Genomic DNA, 20,004 nt, shown 5'->3' on the forward strand with positions numbered 1-20,004 from the left:
AATGGCGTGACGCCGTCCCGTGCCGGATGCTGGAGGGTGAAGTACGGCCCAGGCGAGACATCTGCGCGAAGGAGGCCGGACATGGCTTCTGGGGCTACCCATCCGATCCTGCACGGGCCCGCCAACCCGCTGCGCCGGGTGAAGAGGCGACACACGCGGCTCGACGAGCATCTGCCGGTGGATCACCGGCTCAGCCAGGTCTACCGCCTCGGCGCGGGGCTGATGGGCCTGGTGCTGATCGCCTTCGGCATCGTCGGTCTGACCCATCACATCGGCTTCTTCGACACCGGCGCCCACACCGTTGCCGGGCTGAACACCAATGACTCGCTGAGCGTGCTCTCGATCGTCGTCGGGGCGATCCTCGTCGCCGGCATGGTCATCGGCGGCAACTTCGCCTCCACCCTCAACATCGTGTGGGGCGCCCTGTTCCTCCTCAGCGGGTTTGTGAACCTGGCCCTGCTCCAGACGAGCGTGAACTTCCTCGCCTTCCGGATCCAGAACGTCCTCTTCAGCTTCGTGGTCGGGCTGATGCTGCTGGTCTTCGGGATGTACGGACGGGTGAGCGGCGGGCTCTCGCAGGACAACCCGTACTGGCGCGCCCGGCACCCGGAGGACGCGGAGGCATACGACCGCGGGGAACTGCATGCCGTGCCCGGTATGACGGCAGGGCGGCAGTCGTTCCGTACGCGGATCCAGGGCACCCTGCACGCCGGGCTCGGTTCGCTCGCTCCCGGTACGAGCGTCACCGGCCCGCACCGCCGAACCGCCGGCGGCACCGGGACGCACCACCACACCGCGGCCGGCAGCGGCGACACCAGGACCGGCAGCGGCAGCAAGGAGTCGTGACCCGGGGCGGGAAGACGTCAGGGCGTACCGAAGTGCGGTCGTGGCCCGGTACGCCCTGACGGCTGGGCGGGCGGTGGGCCCGAGCGGGGCCCGCGCGGGCGGCGGCCGGATGCGGTGCAGGGGGCCGGAGCAGGGAGCAGCAGCATGACGCAGTCGGGGCAGGCCGACTCGCCCGCCGGACGCGGGACGCACAAGGCGACCGCCGAAGTGCTCGCCCGGCGCATCTTCGACGGCACCTACGGGCAGGGCGAGACCCTGGCGCTGCCGGAGCTGACCGCGGAGCTGGACGTGAGCCAGACCGTGGTGCGCGAGGCGCTCAAGGTGCTGGACGCCAAGGGGCTGGTCGATGCGAGCCAGAAGGGCGACGGTGTGGTCCGCCGCCGCGAGGACTGGAATCTCCTGGACAGCGACGTACTGCGCTGGAAGCTCGCGGCCGGCGCCTCGTCCGATTTCTTCGCCGACGTGCTGGAGCTGCGCCGGTCCATCGAGCCCGCTGCGGCCGGGCTCGCCGCGGAGCGCCGTACGGACGACGACCTCGCGGCGCTCGACGCCGCGCTCGACGCGATGGCCGCCGCCGACGACGATCCGGTGCTGCTCGTCCGCGCCGATGCGTCCTTCCACACGGCGATGCTGCTCGCGTCGAACAACCGCTTCTATGCGCAGCTGCGCCGGGTGATCGTGCCCGTTCTCGTCCGGCGCGTCCGGGAGGCGCATGCCGGGGGCGGGGAGGTCGAGCATCCGCATGCCGTCCACGCCGCCGTGGTCGAGGCCGTGCGCCACCGGGACGTCGACGGCGCCTATATGGCGATGCTCGAACTGCTCGACAAGTCGGCGCTGGACCACCCGTAGGCGGCCGGCCGCTCGCCACGGGATCCGGGCCGTCCGTGCGGCCGTCCGGAGGACCGTGGTTGCGGCGCGGCGGGACGCGGGCAGGAGGTGGCGTAGGCATCCGGCGCCGGAAGGACGGTCCGTTCCATGAAGATCAGCCGCATCGAGACGTTCCTCGCCCCGCCGCGCTGGATGTTCGTCCGGGTGGAGACCGACGAGGGTGTCGTCGGCTGGGGCGAACCGGTCGTCGAGGGGCGGGCCGAACCGGTGCGGGCGGCCGTCGAGGTGCTGTCGGAGTATCTGCTGGGGCGGGACCCGTCGCGTATCGAGGACCACTGGCAGGTCATGACCAAGGGCGGCTTCTACCGGGGCGGGCCGGTCCTGTCGTCCGCCGTCGCCGGGCTGGACCAGGCGCTGTGGGACATCAAGGGGAAGCGCTGCGGCGTCCCCGTCCACCAGTTGCTCGGCGGGCCCGTACGGGACGCGGTCCGCGCCTACGCCTGGATCGGCGGCGATGAGCCCGCTGCCCTCCGGGACGCGCTGACCGGCCAGATCGAGGCGGGCTTCACGGCCGTCAAGATGAACGGCTGCGGCCGGATGACCCCGGTGGCCACCCGCGCCGAGGTACGGGCGTGTCTGCGGCGCGCCGAGACCGCCCGCGAAGTCCTCGGCGACGAGCGGGACTTCGGGCTCGACTTCCACGGGCGGGTCTCCCCCGCCAACGCCCGTCGGCTGCTTCCGCTGCTGGCCGAGGCCGCGCCGATGTTCGTCGAGGAACCCGTGCTCTGCGACTACCCGCAGGTGCTTCATGATCTTGTGAACTCCTCCCCCGTCCCCCTTGCACTGGGTGAACGTCTCTACACCCGCCGTGAGTTCCTGACGCCGCTCGAATCCGGCGTGTCGATCCTCCAGCCCGACGTCTCGCATGCCGGCGGCATCTCCGAGCTGCGCCGGATCGCCGCCCTGGCCGAGGTGTACGGGGCCCAGCTCGCCCCGCACTGCCCGCTCGGCCCCGTCGCGCTGGCAGCCAGTCTCCAGATCGCCTTCACCACGCCGAACTTCCTCATCCAGGAGCAGTCCCTCGGCATCCACTACAACCGGGGGGCCGAGCTGCTGGACTACGTCGTCGATCCGGAACCGTTCCGCTTCCGCGGCGGAACGCTGCTGCGCACCGACCGGCCGGGACTCGGGGTGGAGGTGGACGAGGCCGCCGTGCGCGCGGCCGACGAGAAAGGGCACGCCTGGCGCAACCCCGTCTGGCGCCATGAGGACGGCGCGTTCGCAGAATGGTGACCGGGGAATCCGAGCTCGACGAGTGGAGGAATCCGATGGACCTCAGCACGGCGCTCCGGGCCGAGCGGCTGGTCGCCATCATCCGGGGCCGGGATGCGGAGGCGTCTTTCCGTACGGTCATGACCCTGGCGGAGGAGGGTATTCCGCTGGTCGAGGTCTCGCTGGTCGGGCGCGACGCCCTGACGGTCCTGCGGCGGGCGCGGGCCGAACTCGGCGATGCCGCCTGGCTGGGCGCCGGTACCGTGCTGACCGCGTCCGACGCCCGGCGGGCCGCCGAGGCGGGCGCGAATCTGGTGGTCACGCCCGGTCTCGGGGAGGGGCTGGCGGAATCCGTACGGCAGGGGCTGCCCACGCTCGCCGGGGTGCTGACGCCCTCCGAGGTGATCGCGGCCGACGCCCTGGGGGTCTCCGCGCTCAAGCTCTTCCCGGCCTCCGTCGGCGGGCCGGACTATCTGCGGGCGCTGCGCGCGCCCTTCCCTGAGCTGCCGTTCGTGCCGGTCGGCGGGGTGGACGCGGCCGCGGCGGGCGCGTACTTCGCGGCCGGGGCGGTGGCGGTGGGCGTCGGCGCGCCGCTGATCGGGGACGCGGCGGACGGCGGCGACCTGGATGCGCTGCGTCGGCGCGCGGCGGACTTCCGTGCGGCGTGTGCCCTGTGAGCGGGCAGGGGCGGGCCGGGACGGATGTCCTGACCTTCGGGGAGACCATGGTCGCCCTGCGCGGCAGCGGCCCCCTCAGGCTCGGCGGCACGATGCAGGTCTCCGTCGCCGGTGCGGAGAGCAATGTCGCGATCGGCCTGTCCCGGCTCGGCCACCGGGTGCGGTGGGCGGGCGCGGTGGGCGCCGACGAGGCCGGGGCGCTGGTGCTCCGTACGCTGCGGGCCGAAGGCGTCGACGTCGCCGGCGCGGCGGCCGACCCGGATGCGCCGACCGGCCTGATCCTCTTCGAGCCGCGGCTCCCCGAGGTCACCCGGGTGCACTACTACCGCGCGGGGTCGGCCGGTTCCCGCCTCCGGGCGGACGCGGTCGAGCGGGCCTTCTCTGCGGCCCCGCCGCGCGTCCTGCATCTGACCGGCATCACTCCCGCCCTCGGCCCGGACCCGCTGTCCGCGAGCCGACACGCCCTCCAACTCGCCCGACAGCAGGGTGCGTTGGTCTGTCTCGACGTCAACTTCCGGTCCCGGCTGTGGACCGCGGAGCGGGCCGCGGCGGTCCTGCGCGAGTGGGTTCCCTCGGTCGATGTGCTGATCGCCTCCGAGGACGAGCTGTCCCTGTGTCTGCCTCCGGCCGAGCAGGACGCGGAGCGGGCGGCGCAGGCGGATCCGGTCGCCGCCCTCGCCGCGCAGGCGGCGCCGCTGCTGGCGCGGGGCGTCGGCGAGGTCGTGGTCAAACGGGGCCCGGCGGGCGCGACGGCCTTCACCGGCGACGGTTCACTGCACCGGCCCGCCCGCCCCGTACGGGCCGTGGACGCCGTGGGCGCGGGCGACGCCTTCGTGGCGGGCTATCTCTCGGCCCTGCTGGACGGCGCCGACCTGGAGGAACGTCTGGAGCGGGCGGTCACCACCGGTGCCTTCGCGGTCGCCTCCCCGGGGGACTGGGAGGGCGCCCCGACCCGCGCGGAGCTGGGCCTGCTGGGCGCACCGCCCGGTACGGTCGTGCGCTGACCGCACCGCGGCTAACCTGTGGCCATGCCTCGTTACGAATACCGGTGCCGTCCCTGTGGCACCACCTTCGAGCTGAACCGGCCGATGGCCGAGTCCTCCGCCCCGGCCGTCTGCCCCGACGGCCACGAGGACACCGTCAAGCTGCTGTCCGCGGTCGCCGTCGGCGGCTCCGCCTCGGCCCCCGCGCCCGCCGGTGGCGGAAGCGGAGGCTGCTGCGGGGGCGGCTGCTGCGGCTGAGCGTGCACGGCGGGCCCGACGGTTCACGGCGGGCCCGCTAGCGCTTGCGGGCCACCGTCACCCCGTCCGCCACCGTGAGCATCACCGCCTCCATGCGCTCATCGGCCCGCACATGGTCGTTGAACTCGCGGATCGCCCACGCCGATCCGGTCGCCGCCGGATCGGCGACCTGGCCGCTGTAGAGGACGTTGTCCGCGACGATCAGGCCGCCGGGCCGCACCCGGGGCACCAGTTCCTCCCAGTACGCGATGTAGCCGGGCTTGTCCGCGTCGAGGTAGACGAGGTCGATATGCGGTTCGGCCGGCAGCGCCCGCAGGGTGTCCAGCGCGGGGGCGATACGCAGATCGATGCGGTCCGCCACCCCGGCCTGTTCCCAGGCCCGCCGGGCGTGGGCGGTCCATTCCTCGGAGATGTCGCAGGCGATCAGCGTGCCGTCCTTGGGCAGCGCCTGGGCCATCGCCAGGGCCGAGAAGCCGGTGAACGTCCCCACCTCGACGATGTGCCGCGCGTCGATCAGCCGGGCCAGGAACGCCAGCAGCGGCCCCTGCTCGTGTGCCGACTGCATCACCGCCGCGTCCGGGAACAGCCGGTGCGTCTGCTCCACCAGGTCGCGCTGCACGGCGTCCAGCGGCGGATTGTGGGCGAGGACGTAGTCGTACAGCTCGGGAGTGATCGGTGTGGTCTTGGGCTTGGTCACTGGGTCTCCTCCTGTCGGCTTCACTCTTCCCCCGTCACCGTGCCCCGATGCCGCCGGCGCCCTACGGCGTTGCGGCGCCGCGGAGGAACGCCCGGACGATCTCCTCGCCGGCCGCGACACCGCGCTCCGCGAGCGCCGTGACATGCGGGGCCTGCCAGCCGGTGTCCGCCAGCTCACCGTGTCCCGGCCGCCATCCGCGGTCCGCCGCGAGCAGCAGATCGGCGTCGAGCAAGGAGTCGCCGGCCGCCAGGACCGCGGACGCGCCGGTGCGGCGGGCCACCTCCGCGACGGCGGCGCCCTTGGTGAGCGGCTTCGGTACGGCGTAGATCTTGCGGCCCTGCAACGACACGGTCCAGCCGCGTTCCGCTGCCCAGCCGGTGAGGTCCTTCACCCAGGTGTCGGGCAGCAGCGGCCGCTCGACGACGAGGTAGGCGAAGAGGTCCTCGGCCACCCGCTCCTTGAGCAGCCAGGCCGGATCGGCGGTGCGGACGAGATGTCCGCGGATCTCGGCGAGCGGCGCGCACTGCGCGGCCAGGCGCCGGGCGACGGCGCGCTGCCAGTCGGGGTCCGACTCGCCTCGTACGAGGAGATGGCCGCCGTTGGCGCAGATCGCGAACTCCGGGGCCGGGCCCGGGAGATGGATGCGTCCGTACTGTTCCCGGGTGCGGGTGGTGGTCGGCACGAAGGTGGTGTGGGCGGCCAGGTCGGCGAGCAGCGCGGCCGCCGTCTCCGTCATATAGGACAGCGGCCTGCGCTCGTACGTCTCGACGCACAGCAGGCGGGGGGCCTCGGCGTCCGGCATGGCGAGGTCCAGCGCGGCGGCCGAATAGATCAGGGTGCGGTCGAGGTCGCTGGCGACGAGGGCGTTCATCGGGAGGCCACCGCCTTGCCGTCGGCGCCGGTGGCCCCGCGGGTGAAGCGGGGGTGGATCAGCCCGACGCAGGTGTAGGGCAGGCCGTCGACCTCTTCGACGGGCACGCCGCGCTGTTCCGCCAGGAGGCGCACATGGGCGAGATCGTCGCCGGCGCCGCGCTGGGCGAGGATCTTCCACGGCACCCGCCGCAGCAGGACGCGGGTGGTCTCGCCGACGCCGGGCTTGACGAGATTGACGTCGTGGATGCCGTACTCCGCGCTGATCCGTTCGACGGCCGCCCAGCCCTCCCAGGTGGGCGTGCGGTCGGCGGCGGCCAGCTCCTCGACCCGCGCGGCGACGTCCTCGGCGACCTCGTCGAAATGCGCGCCGACCGCGTCGAGGAAGGCTTTCGACACATCGGCGCCGGTCAGCTCGCGGTAGAACTTGGCGCCGTGGAAGTCGTCCGGGCCCACCAGGTCGTCGCGCAGCACGGTGCGCGATATGAGGCCGGAGACGGTGGAGTTGAGGCAGGCGGACGGGATGAGGAAGTCGTCGCGGGTGCCGTAGGTCTCGACGCAGCCGCCGGGGTCGGCGAGCACCGCGATCCGCGGGTCGAAGCCGGGGAAGTCCGCGAGGGCGCGGGCGAGTTCGCGGGTGATGGCGCCCTTGCCCGTCCAGCCGTCCACGAAGACGACGTCGGCCGGGTCGTGGTGGGCGGCCAGCCAGCGCAGTGCGGTGGTGTCGATGCCCCGGCCGCGGACGATGGAGACGGCGTAGTGCGGCAGGTCCAGACCGTGTGCATGCCGCGCCCAGCGGCGCATCAGCACCCCGACCGGTGTCCCGGCCCGCGCCAGCGACACCAGCACCGGGCTCTTGGTCCGCTCGGCGAGCACGGTCTCGGTGACGGTCCCCACGGCCTGCGCGATCCGGCGCGCCGAGGTCCCCAACGCGCTGTGGAACAGCGCCTGGTACTGCTCGCTCGGCTGGTATTCGACGGGCAGCGATTCGGCGTAGTGGGCGCCGCCGCTCTGAATCGCCTCCTCGCGCTCCTCGGTGGGCGCCTCCAGCGTGACGTCGGAGAGGTCCTGGAGCAGCCAGCCGACCTCCTCGGCGGCGTACGAGGAGAAGGCGGGGCCGCGCAGCGGCTCGGGCAGGGGCATGGGGCGGGCCTGTTCTTGCGGGGTGTGCGAGTCGTGCGGCGCGCACGCGCCTTGCGGGGCGTACGAGGGGATGACGGCGAGCAGCAGCCGGTCGGTGTGGCCGGCGAGGCGGTCCAGGAGGCCGCCGGGGGCGTGCAGTTCGGGGCCGTCCCCCGCGGAGTCGACCACGGCCACGATGGCGTCGAAGCGGCGCGCCGGGTCGCCACCGGGCGCGACGTTGTACGCGTAGCGCTCCCCGGGGCCGTCGGCCGGCCGGTCGTGGGCGGGGAAGGACAGCCGGGTGCGTATCGCGTAGCCGGGGTCGTCCACGGCGAGCACCGGGGACCGGGTGGTGGTCGAGAAGCGGACTGCGGGGGCGTCGTGGGGCGGGGCCGTGGCGGCGAGGCGGGCGTCCAGGGCCTCGGCTAGGCGCACCGGCGCGTACATCAGCTCTTCGTTGCCGAGGACGAGGATGCGGCGGGCGCCCGCCAGCCGGCCGGCGAGGCGGGCCGCCATTTCCGGCAGGGCCGCCTCCAGGCGGGCGCGGTGGGCCGGTGTGAAGCCGTGCCGCCCGCCGTCGGGCAGCCCGGCGGGCCAGCCGAGGTCGACCCGTACGGGGTCGACACCGCGGCCGGACGGCGGCGACGGGGCCGGCGGCGACGGGGATCCGGCGTCCTCATGGGCGGCGACGAGTTCCCGCCCCCGCGCAAGGACGTCCGCCGGGAGCCGTACGCCGCCCGCGGCCAGGGAGATCAGGTCGACGCGGGCGCCCAGGTCCGCGGCGAACTTCTCCAGATGGCGGCGGTCGGCGTCCGAGCGCATGTCGACCAGCGCGACGACCACGTACCGCTCGCGGGGAAAGCGCGCATGCAGCGCCGCGATGGTGTTGAGGACGGTGCGGCCGGTGGAGAACTCGTCGTCGACGAGCACCAGCGGCCCGTCCCCGGCGAGCAGGTCCGGGTCCTCCGGGAGCAGCAGATGCGAGGTGGCGTGGCTGTGCTCCTCCTCGAAGCCGCCCACCGCAGCGACGCCGGGCACCGGCCGCCGGGTGGAGTGCAGATACGGCGCGAGCGCCAGGCCGTCGGCGACGGAGTGCCCCAGGCCGGTGGCGGTCTCCGCGTAGCCCAGGACGACGGAGCGGGCGGCGGCTTCGTCACCCAGCAGCTCGCGCACCCGGCGCCCCAGCCCGTGGCCGGCGCCGTGGACCGCACCGGGCCGCTGCGGGACGTGCTTGCCCAGCACGTTCGACACCAGCAGATGGGCCCGCTTCGGGTTGCGCCGCAGCGCCAGGCCCAGCAGCTCCGGCAGATCGCCGCCGCCGCTCAGCGACACGCCGAGCCGCTCGGCCACCCAGTCTCCGGTCCACACCACGCGCTCGGTCGTCTCCATCGTTTCGTCCATGTCCACCGCCGGATCTCAGGTCTGCGGAACGCTCGCCGTGAGCAGTTCCACGAAGCCGATGCCCTCGCGGGCGACGCCGAACGCCTCGGCGCGCAGCAGGGTGCGCTCGGCCCAGGCGCGGTGCGGCTTCACTTCGTTCATCTTGTTGGTGTAGGCGGAGCGCAGGACGCCGCCGTCGCCGCGTTCGGGCCGCAGGATGTCGGTCGCGTCGCTGAACTCCTCGTGGCTGACGACCGAGAGGGCGTGCACCGGGGCGACATGGGAGGGGTGGATGCAGGTCTTGCCCTGGAGGCCGTTGGCCCGGTCCAGTTCGATCTCGCGCAGCAGCCCGTCCATGTCGTGCTCGATCAGTGCCGTGCGCAGCTCCTCGGCCCGGCCGAGGAAGGGGCTGCGGCGCAGCTGCGGTTTGAACATCCGCTCGTGCAGCCGGAAGTACTCCCACACCGGGCCGGTGATCGTGAAGCCGGTGCCGTCCGCGCGGCCCAGCACATTGACCACATCGGCGATCACGGAGGCGACGAGGTGGACGTCGTAGGCCGTCATGTCCGGTGCCCTGCGCAGCCCGTAGGCCGAGCAGAAGTCCGTGACGCCGAGCCGCAGGGCGAGCACGCGGTCGCGGTGGGCGTCGACGGTTTCGGCGATGCCCCGGAGGGTCTCGGCCCGGCTCTCCAGATGCAGCAGCTGCGGGGATTCGAGCACCGGCATCGCGAACAGCCGCCGCGCGCAGGCCGATTCGGCCGCGGTCAGCGCCTCCAGGAAGGGCGCTCCGCGCTCGGCGGTGAACTTCGGCAGGACGAACCCGGACAATATGCGCACGGCTGGACCTATTCGGCGCACCAGATCGGGAATCTGAGCCGGTTCGCGGACCCGTATGAACAGCAGCGGCAGATCCGCGCCCGCGGCGGCCGCCTCGTCCAGCAGGCCGAGCTGCCGGACGAGATTCTCCTCGCCGGCCGCCACATCGCCGTCCCCGATGGAATCCTCCAGACACAGCACCATGGACATCACGCCCCGGCCGGCCTGCTTGCGGACGTCGACGGCGAGCCGCGGGCGGGTGGCGGGGCTGTAGAGCGTGGCACCCAGGGCGGCGGCGAGCGTACGGGCCGGGGCATCGGCGGTGAACTCCGCCGGCTCCTTGTGGAACAAACTCTTCCGCATGTCCGGCGCAAGATGCCCGAAGTGGCGCATGCAACTCCCCCGTCTACAGGCGGGACCCGGCGCCCCCGCTGCGTCCCGCTGTCTGGATCCAGCCGGTAATCGTACGTGCGGGGCGGTGTCGTTAGTTCCCGCGCACGTGAAAATCACGTATCCCCCAGGCGGCGTCGGGGTGTCCGGGCGCGCGACGCGACGATGCCCGACGGGCCCCCGCGTTGTCGCTGCGACCTTCGGGAAGGCAGGATTGCGGCATGACGCACGCGATGCTGAAAGGGTCGAACGTACCCCTCGACGCCACGGCGGTCCGGGCCGTCCTGCGCTGGACGCCCGGTGCCGGCGTCCCCGATGTCGATGCCTCGGCCCTGCTGGTGGGGCCCGACGGACGCGTGCGCTCCGACGAGGACTTCGTCTTCTACAACCAGCCCCGGCATCCCAGCGGCCTGGTCCGGCATCTGCCCAAGGCCCAGGTCGCCGAGGGACTGACCGAGACCATCGAGGCGGATCTGGCGCCGCTGGAACCGTCGGTGGAACGGGTGGTGCTGGCCGCTTCGTCGGACGGCGGCACCTTCGGGCTGGTCGCGGATCTGCGGATCATGCTCTACGACGCGGCGGCGGACGGCGGCGATCCGCTCGCGGTCTTCGATGTGGTGCCCGACACCGGCGACGAGACGGCGCTGATCTGCGGGGAGCTCTACCGCCGGGCCGACAGCTGGAAGTTCCGGGCGCTGGGGCAGGGGTACGCGAGCGGGCTGACGGGGCTGGCGAACGAGTTCGGGATCTCCGTGGAGGAGGAGAACGGCTCGGAGGCGGCTGCTTCGGCCGCGACGCCGTCCGCCGAGCCGGTCGCGGCACCGGCGGCGGCCCCGGAGGTCTCGACCGCGCCCCCCACTCCTCCGGCGGCCCCCGCGAGCGCGACCACCCCGCCGCCCAGCGCCTGGCCCGAGCAGACGGCCGCCCCGTCCGCGGGACCGGACCCCGATGCCGTCACCCAGCACATGCCGGACCCGGCTGCGGAGCCGTCCGCCATGCCCCCGCAGCCGCCGACCGCCCCTCCGCCGCCGGCCGGCGGCTACGGCTACCCGCAGAACGTGCCGCCCCCGCCGCCGCAGCCCCCGGCCCAGCCGACCTACGGATACGGCTACCCGGGCCCGCCGCCCCAGCAGCCGGTCTACCCGCAGCAGCCTCCGCCGTCCGCCTACGGCTATCCGCAGCCGCCCCAGCAACAGCCCGCGCCGACGTACGGCTATCCGACGCAGCACCAGCCGTTCATCCCGGACCCCTCCTTCGTCCTGCCGCCGCAGGGCCCGCAGTTCCAGCGCCGGTAGCCCCGCCTCCGAGGGGGCGGGCCCCGCTCAGGGCGTCAGACCTGTGACTTGTAGCCCCGCCCCCACTGGAGCCCCCAGCCATAGAGCCGGTCGAGCTCCGCCTGGAAGCCGTAGACGTACTTCACCTCGCGGCGCACCGTCAGGCCGTCCTTGCCGTTCTCCAGCATGAAGACGGCGCAGGACCGGGCCTGCGGCGCGCGTTCGTCGAGCTTGATCTCCATCCGCGGGCCGGTGGTCGGGTAGAGCGTCACCACCGCGTGCGTACGGTCGAAGGCGGGCGTCCCGTCGTAGATGTAGACGAAGATCAGCAGCCGCTTGATCTCGTCGCGGTGGTCCAGGTTGACGTACAGCGTCTCGCCGGACCCGGAACCGAACCGGTCGTCGCCGCTGAGTTTCACGAAGGGCGGGCCGTTCAGGTCGCCCAGGAAGTTCCCCAGCGGCTGCACGACGCCCTTGGTGCCGTCCTTGAGCTCGTACATACAGGCCAGGTCCAGGTCGACATTGACCATGGCCGGCCCCTGTGCCTGGACGACCTCGGGCTTGAACAGCTTGCCCGGGTGCCGCAGCAGGCTGCCGGAGCGCTGACGGCCCGGCTCGTCGAAATCCGAGGTCCGCATCTGCCAGCTCAGATTGACCCGCAGATGCCCGACGGCCGCCCCCTGCTTGGTCAGCGAGACGACCGGGTTCCGCTTGGTCAGCTCGACGACGTACGACGCCCCGCCGCTGTCGAAGTCGAACTTCGCCGACCCGCCGCGCCACAAGTTCCCCAGGAACGACACCCTGCCCACCCCATTGCTCGACCCCAATTGCCGCGGGGCGGCCCCGAGGTCCGTACCCCATGGCCGCCCCGCAGAGAGCGTTCCTCATTCAGCGCCGCGTCACACCCCGGACGCGACCTCCTGGCGGGAGCCCTCCTCGTTCCCCGGCTTGCCCTCGCGGCGGTTTTTCGCCACGGAGGAGAGGAAGGACAGCGCGATCAGGACGACACCGATCAGGCCGGTGATGACCTCGCTGATCTCGTACTTGATCGTGATGAGCAGGATGATCGCCAGGGCGCCGATCGCGTAGTGCGCGCCGTGCTCCAGGTAGACGTAGTCGTCCAGGGTGCCCTTGCGGACGAGGAAGACGGTCAGCGAGCGGATGTACATGGCGCCGATGCCCAGGCCCAGCGCCATCATGAAGATGTCGTTGGTGATCGCGAAGGCCCCGATGACGCCGTCGAAGGAGAACGATGCGTCGATGACCTCGAGGTAGAGGAACATGAAGAACGCGGCCTTGCCGGCCAGGCCCACGGCCGCGCCGGTGGAGACGCCCTTCTTCTCGGACGCGACGGCGGCCTCGCGAGCCTCCGCGTCGTCGCCCGCCCCGTCCTCGTCCTCTTCGTCCTCCAGCTTGTCCTCGAAGTAGCCCGAGATACCGCCGACGACGAGATAGGTGATCAGGCCCGCGACGCCCGACAGCAGCACCGTGGCGCTCTTGTCACCGGCGCCGTGCGCCGCGGCGGTGGCCACGGTCATGGAGGTCACCAGCAGGACGACCAGCGCGACGATGACGGAGAGCATGTCGAGCTTGCCCATCCTGGCCATCGGCTTCTCGATCCACGCCAGCCATTTGTGGTCGCGCTCCTCGAAGAGGAAATCGAGGAAGATCATCAGTAGGAAGATCCCGCCGAATGCCGCGATGGCCGGATGGGCGCTGGTGACCAGCTCCTGATAATGCGCCTTGTCGTTGAGGGCGAGATTGACCGCCTCGATCGGCCCCAGTTTCGCGGTGATCGCGACGACGACGACCGGGAAGACCAGCCGCATGCCGAATACCGCGACAAGGATGCCGACCGTCAGGAAGATCTTCTGCCAGAAGGCGTTCATCTTGCGCAGGATTCCTGCGTTGATGACGGCATTGTCGAACGAGAGCGAAATCTCCAGGATGGACAGGATCCCGACAATCGCGAGCCCCTGCCACCCCCAGAGACCGCCGGCCAAGGCGAGGCCGAGCACCGTGATGGCGAACGACCAGCCAAAGGTTTTCAGGAGCACTGCCTACCCAATCCCTCGCTGTGTGGGTCCCCCGCGCGCAGCGCGCGGCGCTTTACGAAACGTTGACCCCGAAGTCTAGAGCGATGCCCCGCAAGCCCGACGCGTACCCCTGTCCCACGGCCCGGAACTTCCATTCGCCGTTGTAGCGGTAGACCTCGCCGAAGATCATTGCGGTTTCGCCGGCGGCGTCCTCGCTGAGGTCGTAGCGGGCGAGCTCGCTGCCGTCGGCCTGATTCAGGATGCGGATGAACGCGTTGCTGACCTGGCCGAAGCTCTGGCCGCGCACATCGGCCTCATGAATGGAGACCGGAAAGACGATCTTGTCGACCTGCTCGGGGACCCCGGTGAGGTCCACCAGGATCGACTCGTCGTCGCCCTCCCCCTCGCCGGTGAGGTTGTCACCGGTGTGCTCGACGGAGCCCTCGGGGCTCTTGAGGTTGTTGTAGAAGACGAAGTACTCGTCCCCCAGCACCCGGCCCGACTGGCACAGCAGGGCGCTGGCGTCGAGGTCGAACGGCGCTCCTGTGGTGGAGCGCGCGTCCCAGCCGAGGCCGACCGTGATCTGCGCAAGGTTCGGCGCGGCCTTGGACAGGGAGACATTGCCCCCCTTGGCGAGTGTGACGCCCATTGTGTTCGCTTCCTCCCCGGTGTCGGTACGGGCCGCGCTCCTGCCCGGCCCGCGTCCCTTCCCACGCGCGCCCGGCGCCGCACTCCCCGGACGGGGTGTACGGCGCCGGGTGCGGTCTGTCTGCTCGCTCAGACGTTGACGCCGAAGTCCTGCGCGATACCGCGCAGCCCCGAGGCGTAGCCCTGGCCGATGGCCCGGAACTTCCACTCCGCGCCGTTGCGGTACAGCTCGCCGAAGACCATGGCGGTCTCGGTCGAGGCGTCCTCACTCAGGTCGTAGCGCGCCAGCTCGTTGCCGTCGGCCTGGTTGACGACGCGGATGTAGGCGTTGCGGACCTGGCCGAAGCTCTGCTGACGGGTCTCGGCGTCGTAGATCGACACCGGGAACACGATCTTGTGGACATCGGCCGGCACGCCGGCGAGGTTCACCTTGATCGCCTCGTCGTCGCCCTCGCCCTCACCGGTGGTGTTGTCACCGGTGTGTTCGACCGAACCGTCCGGGCTCTTCAGGTTGTTGAAGAACACGAAGTTCTGGTCGTTGCCGACCTTGCCCTGGTCGTTCGTCAGCAGGGCGCTGGCGTCCAGGTCGAAGTCCGTACCGGTGGTGGTACGGGCGTCCCAGCCCAGGCCGACAAGGACGGCGGTCAGGTTGGGGGCTTCCTTCGTCAGCGAGACGTTGCCGCCCTTGCTGAGGCTGACTCCCACGAGTCCTCCCATAGATTCGAGGGGTACGTAAAGACTTCCGCCCCCATCGTGCATGGCATCGGATCAACGAATTGATCCTAGTGACGGGTTCCCACCGATTGCAGATATCGCACTCGGAAGCACACGGATGCCGGTCCTGCGGGCGCCCGGAGGCACCCGCAGGAGCCCTGCCGACGGCTCAGAGGGCGTCGAGGGCCTTGAGGTAGTCGTTCAGGTCACGGGCGTCGGGCAGGCCGTTGACGACCGTCCAGCGCACCACGCCCTCCTTGTCGATGACGAAGGTGCCGCGCACCGCGCAGCCCTTGTCCTCGTCGAAGACGCCGTACGCCCGCGAGACCTCGCCGTGCGGCCAGAAGTCCGAGAGCAGCGGGTACTCCAGGCCCTCCTGCTCGGCGAAGACGCGCAGCGAGAACGGGGAGTCGTTGGAAACGGCCAGCAGCTGGACGTCGTCGTTGGCGAACTTGGGCAGCTCGTCGCGGAGCGCGCACAGCTCGCCGGTGCACACGCCGGTGAAGGCGAAGGGGTAGAAGAGGAGGACGACGGCCTTCTCGCCGCGGAAGTCGGAGAGCTTGACCAGCTCGCCGTGCTGGTTCTTCAGCTCGAAATCCGGAGCCTTCGTGCCGACCTCGATCGCCATGGGTGCTTCCCTTCCGCTCACGCACAACTGGACGTGACCAACCCTACGCGCCGCGCCGAACTCCCCGGGAACCGCTCCTGAACAGCGCGGAGCCCCCTCCGGAACAGGCCGGAGGGGGCTCGGCGGGGCGTGGCGGGGCCGGGTGGCTCAGCGCTTGGGGGTGACCAGGCGGCTGCCGGTCCAGTCCTTGGCCGCGTTGATGCTCTTGGTCTGGGACAGACCCGCGGTCTGCGCGGCCTCATTGATGTCGCTGGGCTCGATATAGCCCTCGCGGCCGGTCTTGGGGGTCAGCAGCCAGATCCGCCCGCCCTCGTCGATCAGCCCGATGGCGTCCACCAGCGCGTCCGTGAGGTCCCCGTCTTCGTCACGGAACCACAGCAGCACGACGTCGGCGACGTCGTCGTAGTCCTCGTCGACGAGATCCTGGCCGATCACGGCCTCAATGCCTTCGCGGAGATCCTGATCGACGTCGTCGTCGTAGCCGATCTCCTGGACCACCTGTCCGGGCTCGAACCCCAGCCTGGCGGCAGGGTTGGTCCGCTCCTCCGCGTGGTCCGCGGTCGCGCTCACGGATTGCCTCCTGTCATCTTTCGGAAAGTTTTGGGACCCCGCGCGTGCGCGGAGCATTGGGCGTAGTCCACACGGGCCGGGCGGATCGCGCAAGTACCCGGCGGCCGAGACCGCCGAAACGGTGACGATTGGACGCGTCTCACCGCAACCACGACCCCATTAGGACAGCCTGAAGTGATTCACGCCACAGCGTTTCGCCAGGTTTCTCGGGTACTCGCGCGAGACTGGTCCATCGGGGGGCGCAGGTGGCGCGCGGGATACGGACGGGGTGCGGATTCGAGAGCCGTACGGCCGTACGCGAAGGACCCCCGACATGGGCGTATGGTTGCGATTTGGCCGACCCGAGAATCGGTCTTTCCAGCGCCCATCTCTCGGCGGGGGGTTACCCGACGGTAGAGATGACGTATCCCAGTGACTCGGTACACGATGGAAGACGGCGCGACACAAGGCAGAGACAGCATTCGTCCGCGCACGCACATCAATAGCGTGCAGAGCACGGTACGAACCGAACACCGAAGGAACAGCGTGGCTTCCGGATCCGATCGAAACCCGATCATCATTGGCGGCCTTCCCAGCCAGGTCCCGGATTTCGATCCAGAAGAGACCCAGGAATGGCTCGACTCGCTCGACGCAGCCGTCGATGAGCGAGGCCGGGAACGCGCCCGCTACCTCATGCTCCGGCTGATCGAGCGGGCCCGTGAGAAGCGCGTGGCCGTCCCCGAGATGCGCAGCACGGACTACGTCAACACCATCGCGACCAAGGACGAGCCGTTCTTCCCGGGCAACGAGGAGATCGAGCGCAGGGTCCTGAACGCCACCCGGTGGAACGCAGCCGTCATGGTCTCCCGCGCCCAGCGCCCGGGTATCGGCGTCGGCGGCCACATCGCCACGTTCGCCTCCTCCGCCTCGCTCTACGACGTGGGCTTCAACCACTTCTTCCGGGGCAAGGACGAGGGCGACGGCGGTGACCAGGTCTTCTTCCAGGGCCACGCCTCCCCCGGCATCTACGCCCGCGCCTATCTCCTCGACCGGCTCAGCTCCGAGCAGCTCGACGCGTTCCGCCAGGAGAAGTCGAAGGCGCCCTACGGCCTGTCCAGCTATCCGCACCCGCGGCTGATGCCGGACTTCTGGGAGTTCCCGACCGTCTCGATGGGCCTCGGCCCCCTCGGCGCGATCTACCAGGCTCGGATGAACCGCTACATGGAGGCCCGCGGCATCGCCGACACCTCCGCGTCGCATGTGTGGGCCTACCTGGGCGACGGCGAGATGGACGAGCCCGAGTCGCTCGGCCAGCTGTCCATCGCCGCCCGTGAGGGCCTGGACAACCTGACCTTCGTCGTCAACTGCAACCTCCAGCGCCTCGACGGCCCGGTCCGCGGCAACGGCAAGATCATGCAGGAGCTGGAGTCGCAGTTCCGCGGCGCCGGCTGGAACGTCATCAAGCTGGTGTGGGACCGCAGCTGGGACCCGCTGCTCGCGCAGGACCGCGACGGCATCCTGGTCAACAAGCTCAACAGCACGCCCGACGGCCAGTTCCAGACGTACGCCACCGAGACCGGCGCGTACATCCGCGAGCACTTCTTCGGCGACGACCAGCGCCTGCGCACCATGGTCGAGGGCATGACCGACGACCAGATCCTGCACCTGGGCCGTGGCGGTCACGACCACAAGAAGATCTACGCGGCGTATGCGGCGGCCAAGGCCCACAAGGGCCAGCCGACGGTGATCCTCGCGCAGACCGTCAAGGGCTGGACGCTCGGCCCGAACTTCGAGGGCCGCAACGCGACCCACCAGATGAAGAAGCTGACCGTCGCAGACCTCAAGGGCTTCCGCGACCGGCTGCACCTGCCGATCCCGGACAAGGACCTCGAGGACGGCCTGCCGCCGTACTACCACCCGGGCCGGAACTCCGAAGAGATCCAGTACATGCACGACCGCCGCAAGGCGCTGGGCGGCTATGTGCCGACCCGTGTCGTGCGGGCCAAGCCGCTGCCGCTGCCGGACGACAAGGCCTACGCGGGCGCCAAGAAGGGCTCGGGCCAGCAGAAGATCGCCACGACCATGGCGTTCGTCCGCATCCTGAAGGACCTCATGCGGGACAAGGAGATCGGCAAGCGCTTCGTGCCGATCGCGCCCGACGAGTACCGCACCTTCGGCATGGACGCGTTCTTCCCCTCGGCGAAGATCTACAACCCGCTGGGCCAGCAGTACGAGTCCGTGGACCGCGAACTGCTCCTGGCGTACAAGGAGTCGCCGACCGGCCAGATGCTGCACGACGGCATCACGGAGGCGGGCTGCACGGCCTCCCTGATCGCGGCGGGCTCGTCCTACGCCACGCACGGCGAGCCGCTGATCCCGGTCTATGTCTTCTACTCGATGTTCGGCTTCCAGCGCACCGGTGACCAGTTCTGGCAGATGGCCGACCAGCTGTCGCGCGGCTTCGTGCTCGGCGCCACCGCCGGCCGTACGACGCTGACCGGTGAGGGTCTCCAGCACGCCGACGGCCACTCCCAGCTGCTGGCGTCGACCAACCCGGCCTGTGTCGCCTACGACCCGGCCTACGGCTACGAGATCGCGCACATCGTCAAGGACGGTCTGCGCCGGATGTACGGCGAGACCCCGGACGGCAAGCCGGGCGAGGACGTCTTCTACTACCTCACCGTCTACAACGAGCCGATCCAGCACCCGGCGGAGCCGGCCGACGTCGACGTCGACGGCATCCTCAAGGGTCTGCACCGCGTCAGCGCCGGCGAGAAGGGCGAACACGCCGCCCAGATCCTGGCCTCCGGCGTGGCGGTCCCGTGGGCGGTCGAGGCCCAGCGGATCCTCGCGGACGAGTGGAACGTCAAGGCGGACGTGTGGTCGGCGACCTCCTGGAACGAGCTGCGCCGTGAGGCCGTGGCGGTCGAGGAGCACAACCTGCTGCACCCGGAGGAGGACCAGCGCGTCCCCTACGTGACGCAGAAGCTCCAGGGCGCCGAGGGCCCGAAGGTCGCGGTCTCGGACTGGATGCGTGCCGTCCCGGACCAGATCGCCCGCTGGGTCCCGGGCACCTACCAGTCGCTGGGCGCCGACGGCTTCGGCTTCGCGGACACCCGTGGCGCGGCCCGTCGCTTCTTCCACATCGACGCGCAGTCGATCGTCCTGGGTGTGCTCACCGAGCTCGCCAAGGAGGGCAAGGTCGACCGGTCGCTGCTGAAGCAGGCGATCGACCGATACCAGCTCCTGGACGTCGCGGCGGCCGAGGCCGGCGAGGCCGGCGGCGACGCGTAACGCCCGGACGGCACACCGCATCATGAGTGCGACGCCCCCGACAGCGCCCCGCTGCCGGGGGCGTCGCGCATTCCGCCTCACCGCTCCCACACCTTGAACGCCCGTACCTGGTACGGGGAACGGGGCACCCAGCTGCCGCCGCCCGGGTAGGTGTCGTATTCACCGGTCTCGGCGCACTGTGCGCTCTGGTACGTGGTGACCGGCCGGCCGGTGCGGTTGGCGAGCGAGGCGGCGCTGCTTCCCTTCGGCAGCGGGATGCAGCTCTCGATGTCGGTGTCGGACAGTTCATGGGTCCATCGCTTGCCGCCGAAGTCCGCCGTCGGCCACAGGCACAGCTGGCCGGCCGCGCAGTCGCCCGAGGCGGGCGCGTGGGCGCCGCGGCCGACGGCGGCCGCGCCTGCGGCTGTTGCGCCGAGTGCGGGCGGGGCGACGAGGGCCGCGGTGAGCGCGGCGAGGCCGGTCATCAGGGCGGTGGTGTGGGGCGTACGCAGACGCAGACGCATAGGAATCTCCCCCGTGAAGTGTGCCGTGCGGCACCTGCGCGGGCCGGCTGCCCGCGACGGTTGTGCATCGAGCTTCGCGAGGGCGCGGCGCGGTTGCCAAGGCCGTGACCGGGAGTCCATCCGGATCAGGGATGTGGATAACCGCCGGGCGGGCAACCCATCCTTGCGGACGCGGTGTTGACGCCGTTCCAGTGGCGGGCGGGGCGGCAGAACCGTTCC

Annotated in this window: 19 protein-coding genes; 8 read left to right on the forward strand and 11 right to left on the reverse strand. The window is 71.1% G+C overall.

Annotation, left to right across the window (positions count from 1 at the left end):
- Positions 1-81: 81 nt before the first annotated feature.
- The 6 genes from B1H19_RS13950 (at position 82) to B1H19_RS13975 (ending at position 4,864) form a co-directional block, all read left to right on the forward strand.
- Positions 82-846, forward strand: coding sequence for a DUF4383 domain-containing protein (locus B1H19_RS13950; RefSeq protein WP_083105063.1), 765 nt, complete (start codon positions 82-84; stop codon positions 844-846).
- A 144-nt stretch (positions 847-990) separates the two neighbouring features.
- Positions 991-1,695 (forward strand): FadR/GntR family transcriptional regulator, encoded by a 705-nt coding sequence (locus tag B1H19_RS13955; RefSeq protein ID WP_083105064.1) that lies wholly within the window; start codon positions 991-993, stop codon positions 1,693-1,695.
- A gap of 126 nt (positions 1,696-1,821) precedes the next feature.
- Positions 1,822-2,967: a galactonate dehydratase gene (dgoD, locus tag B1H19_RS13960; RefSeq protein ID WP_083105065.1), complete on the forward strand. Its 1,146-nt coding sequence runs from the start codon at positions 1,822-1,824 to the stop codon at positions 2,965-2,967.
- Between the two features lie 35 nt (positions 2,968-3,002).
- Complete coding sequence (locus tag B1H19_RS13965) at positions 3,003-3,623, forward strand: bifunctional 4-hydroxy-2-oxoglutarate aldolase/2-dehydro-3-deoxy-phosphogluconate aldolase (protein WP_083109622.1); 621 nt, start codon at positions 3,003-3,005, stop codon at positions 3,621-3,623.
- Positions 3,620-4,627: a sugar kinase gene (locus B1H19_RS13970; protein ID WP_261340963.1), complete on the forward strand. Its 1,008-nt coding sequence runs from the start codon at positions 3,620-3,622 to the stop codon at positions 4,625-4,627. The genes B1H19_RS13965 and B1H19_RS13970 overlap by 4 nt, the downstream gene beginning before the upstream one ends.
- Before the next feature lie 24 nt (positions 4,628-4,651).
- A complete protein-coding gene (locus B1H19_RS13975; RefSeq protein WP_083105066.1) occupies positions 4,652-4,864 on the forward strand; it encodes an FmdB family zinc ribbon protein in 213 nt (70 codons plus the stop codon).
- A gap of 37 nt (positions 4,865-4,901) precedes the next feature.
- Here B1H19_RS13975 and B1H19_RS13980 read toward each other — a convergent pair whose 3' ends face one another.
- From B1H19_RS13980 to B1H19_RS13995, 4 genes are all read right to left on the reverse strand, one after another.
- Positions 4,902-5,561 carry an O-methyltransferase gene (locus tag B1H19_RS13980; protein WP_083105067.1) on the reverse strand — a complete coding sequence of 220 codons (660 nt, stop codon included), beginning with the start codon at positions 5,559-5,561 and terminating at the stop codon, positions 4,902-4,904.
- A gap of 61 nt (positions 5,562-5,622) precedes the next feature.
- The gene (locus B1H19_RS13985; protein WP_083105068.1) at positions 5,623-6,432 is read right to left on the reverse strand and encodes an HAD family hydrolase; all 810 of its coding nucleotides are present in this window, start codon (positions 6,430-6,432) and stop codon (positions 5,623-5,625) included.
- Positions 6,429-8,942 carry a phosphoribosyltransferase gene (locus B1H19_RS13990; RefSeq protein ID WP_237289289.1) on the reverse strand — a complete coding sequence of 838 codons (2,514 nt, stop codon included), beginning with the start codon at positions 8,940-8,942 and terminating at the stop codon, positions 6,429-6,431. Before B1H19_RS13990 ends, B1H19_RS13985 begins: the two co-directional genes overlap by 4 nt.
- Before the next feature lie 27 nt (positions 8,943-8,969).
- Positions 8,970-10,142, reverse strand: coding sequence for an HpcH/HpaI aldolase/citrate lyase family protein (locus tag B1H19_RS13995; RefSeq protein WP_083105069.1), 1,173 nt, complete (start codon positions 10,140-10,142; stop codon positions 8,970-8,972).
- Between the two features lie 218 nt (positions 10,143-10,360).
- On the opposite strand from B1H19_RS13995, the gene B1H19_RS14000 reads away from it, so the two are divergent.
- Positions 10,361-11,434 (forward strand): TerD family protein, encoded by a 1,074-nt coding sequence (locus tag B1H19_RS14000; protein ID WP_083105070.1) that lies wholly within the window; start codon positions 10,361-10,363, stop codon positions 11,432-11,434.
- Between the two features lie 35 nt (positions 11,435-11,469).
- Here the strand turns inward: B1H19_RS14000 and B1H19_RS14005 are convergent, their stop codons facing one another.
- The 6 genes from B1H19_RS14005 to B1H19_RS14030 all read right to left on the reverse strand — a co-directional run bounded on the left by B1H19_RS14005 (position 11,470) and on the right by B1H19_RS14030 (position 16,009).
- Positions 11,470-12,213 carry a TerD family protein gene (locus B1H19_RS14005; protein ID WP_083105071.1) on the reverse strand — a complete coding sequence of 248 codons (744 nt, stop codon included), beginning with the start codon at positions 12,211-12,213 and terminating at the stop codon, positions 11,470-11,472.
- Positions 12,214-12,312: 99 nt separating this feature from the next.
- Entirely contained in the window at positions 12,313-13,470 is a 1,158-nt protein-coding gene (locus B1H19_RS14010) for a DUF475 domain-containing protein (RefSeq protein WP_083105072.1), read from the reverse strand.
- A 52-nt stretch (positions 13,471-13,522) separates the two neighbouring features.
- On the reverse strand, positions 13,523-14,098 hold the full coding sequence (locus B1H19_RS14015) for a TerD family protein (protein WP_083105073.1): 576 nt from the start codon (positions 14,096-14,098) through the stop codon (positions 13,523-13,525).
- 128 nt (positions 14,099-14,226) lie between these two features.
- Positions 14,227-14,802, reverse strand: a complete 576-nt coding sequence (locus tag B1H19_RS14020) for a TerD family protein (protein WP_030068391.1) — start codon at positions 14,800-14,802, stop codon at positions 14,227-14,229.
- Positions 14,803-14,980: 178 nt separating this feature from the next.
- Entirely contained in the window at positions 14,981-15,439 is a 459-nt protein-coding gene (locus B1H19_RS14025; RefSeq protein WP_083105074.1) for a peroxiredoxin, read from the reverse strand.
- A 147-nt stretch (positions 15,440-15,586) separates the two neighbouring features.
- Entirely contained in the window at positions 15,587-16,009 is a 423-nt protein-coding gene (locus tag B1H19_RS14030) for a DUF3052 domain-containing protein (RefSeq protein WP_030068394.1), read from the reverse strand.
- Between the two features lie 525 nt (positions 16,010-16,534).
- Here B1H19_RS14030 and aceE point away from each other — a divergent pair.
- Complete coding sequence (aceE, locus tag B1H19_RS14035) at positions 16,535-19,282, forward strand: pyruvate dehydrogenase (acetyl-transferring), homodimeric type (RefSeq protein WP_083105075.1); 2,748 nt, start codon at positions 16,535-16,537, stop codon at positions 19,280-19,282.
- Positions 19,283-19,359: 77 nt separating this feature from the next.
- On the opposite strand, the gene B1H19_RS14040 is transcribed toward aceE, so the two are convergent.
- Positions 19,360-19,785, reverse strand: a complete 426-nt coding sequence (locus B1H19_RS14040; protein WP_083105076.1) for a peptidase inhibitor family I36 protein — start codon at positions 19,783-19,785, stop codon at positions 19,360-19,362.
- Between the last annotated feature and the right edge of the window lie 219 nt (positions 19,786-20,004).

Origin of the sequence: Streptomyces gilvosporeus, from assembly GCF_002082195.1 — a bacterium.
GTDB classification, from domain to species: Bacteria; Actinomycetota; Actinomycetes; order Streptomycetales; family Streptomycetaceae; genus Streptomyces; species Streptomyces gilvosporeus.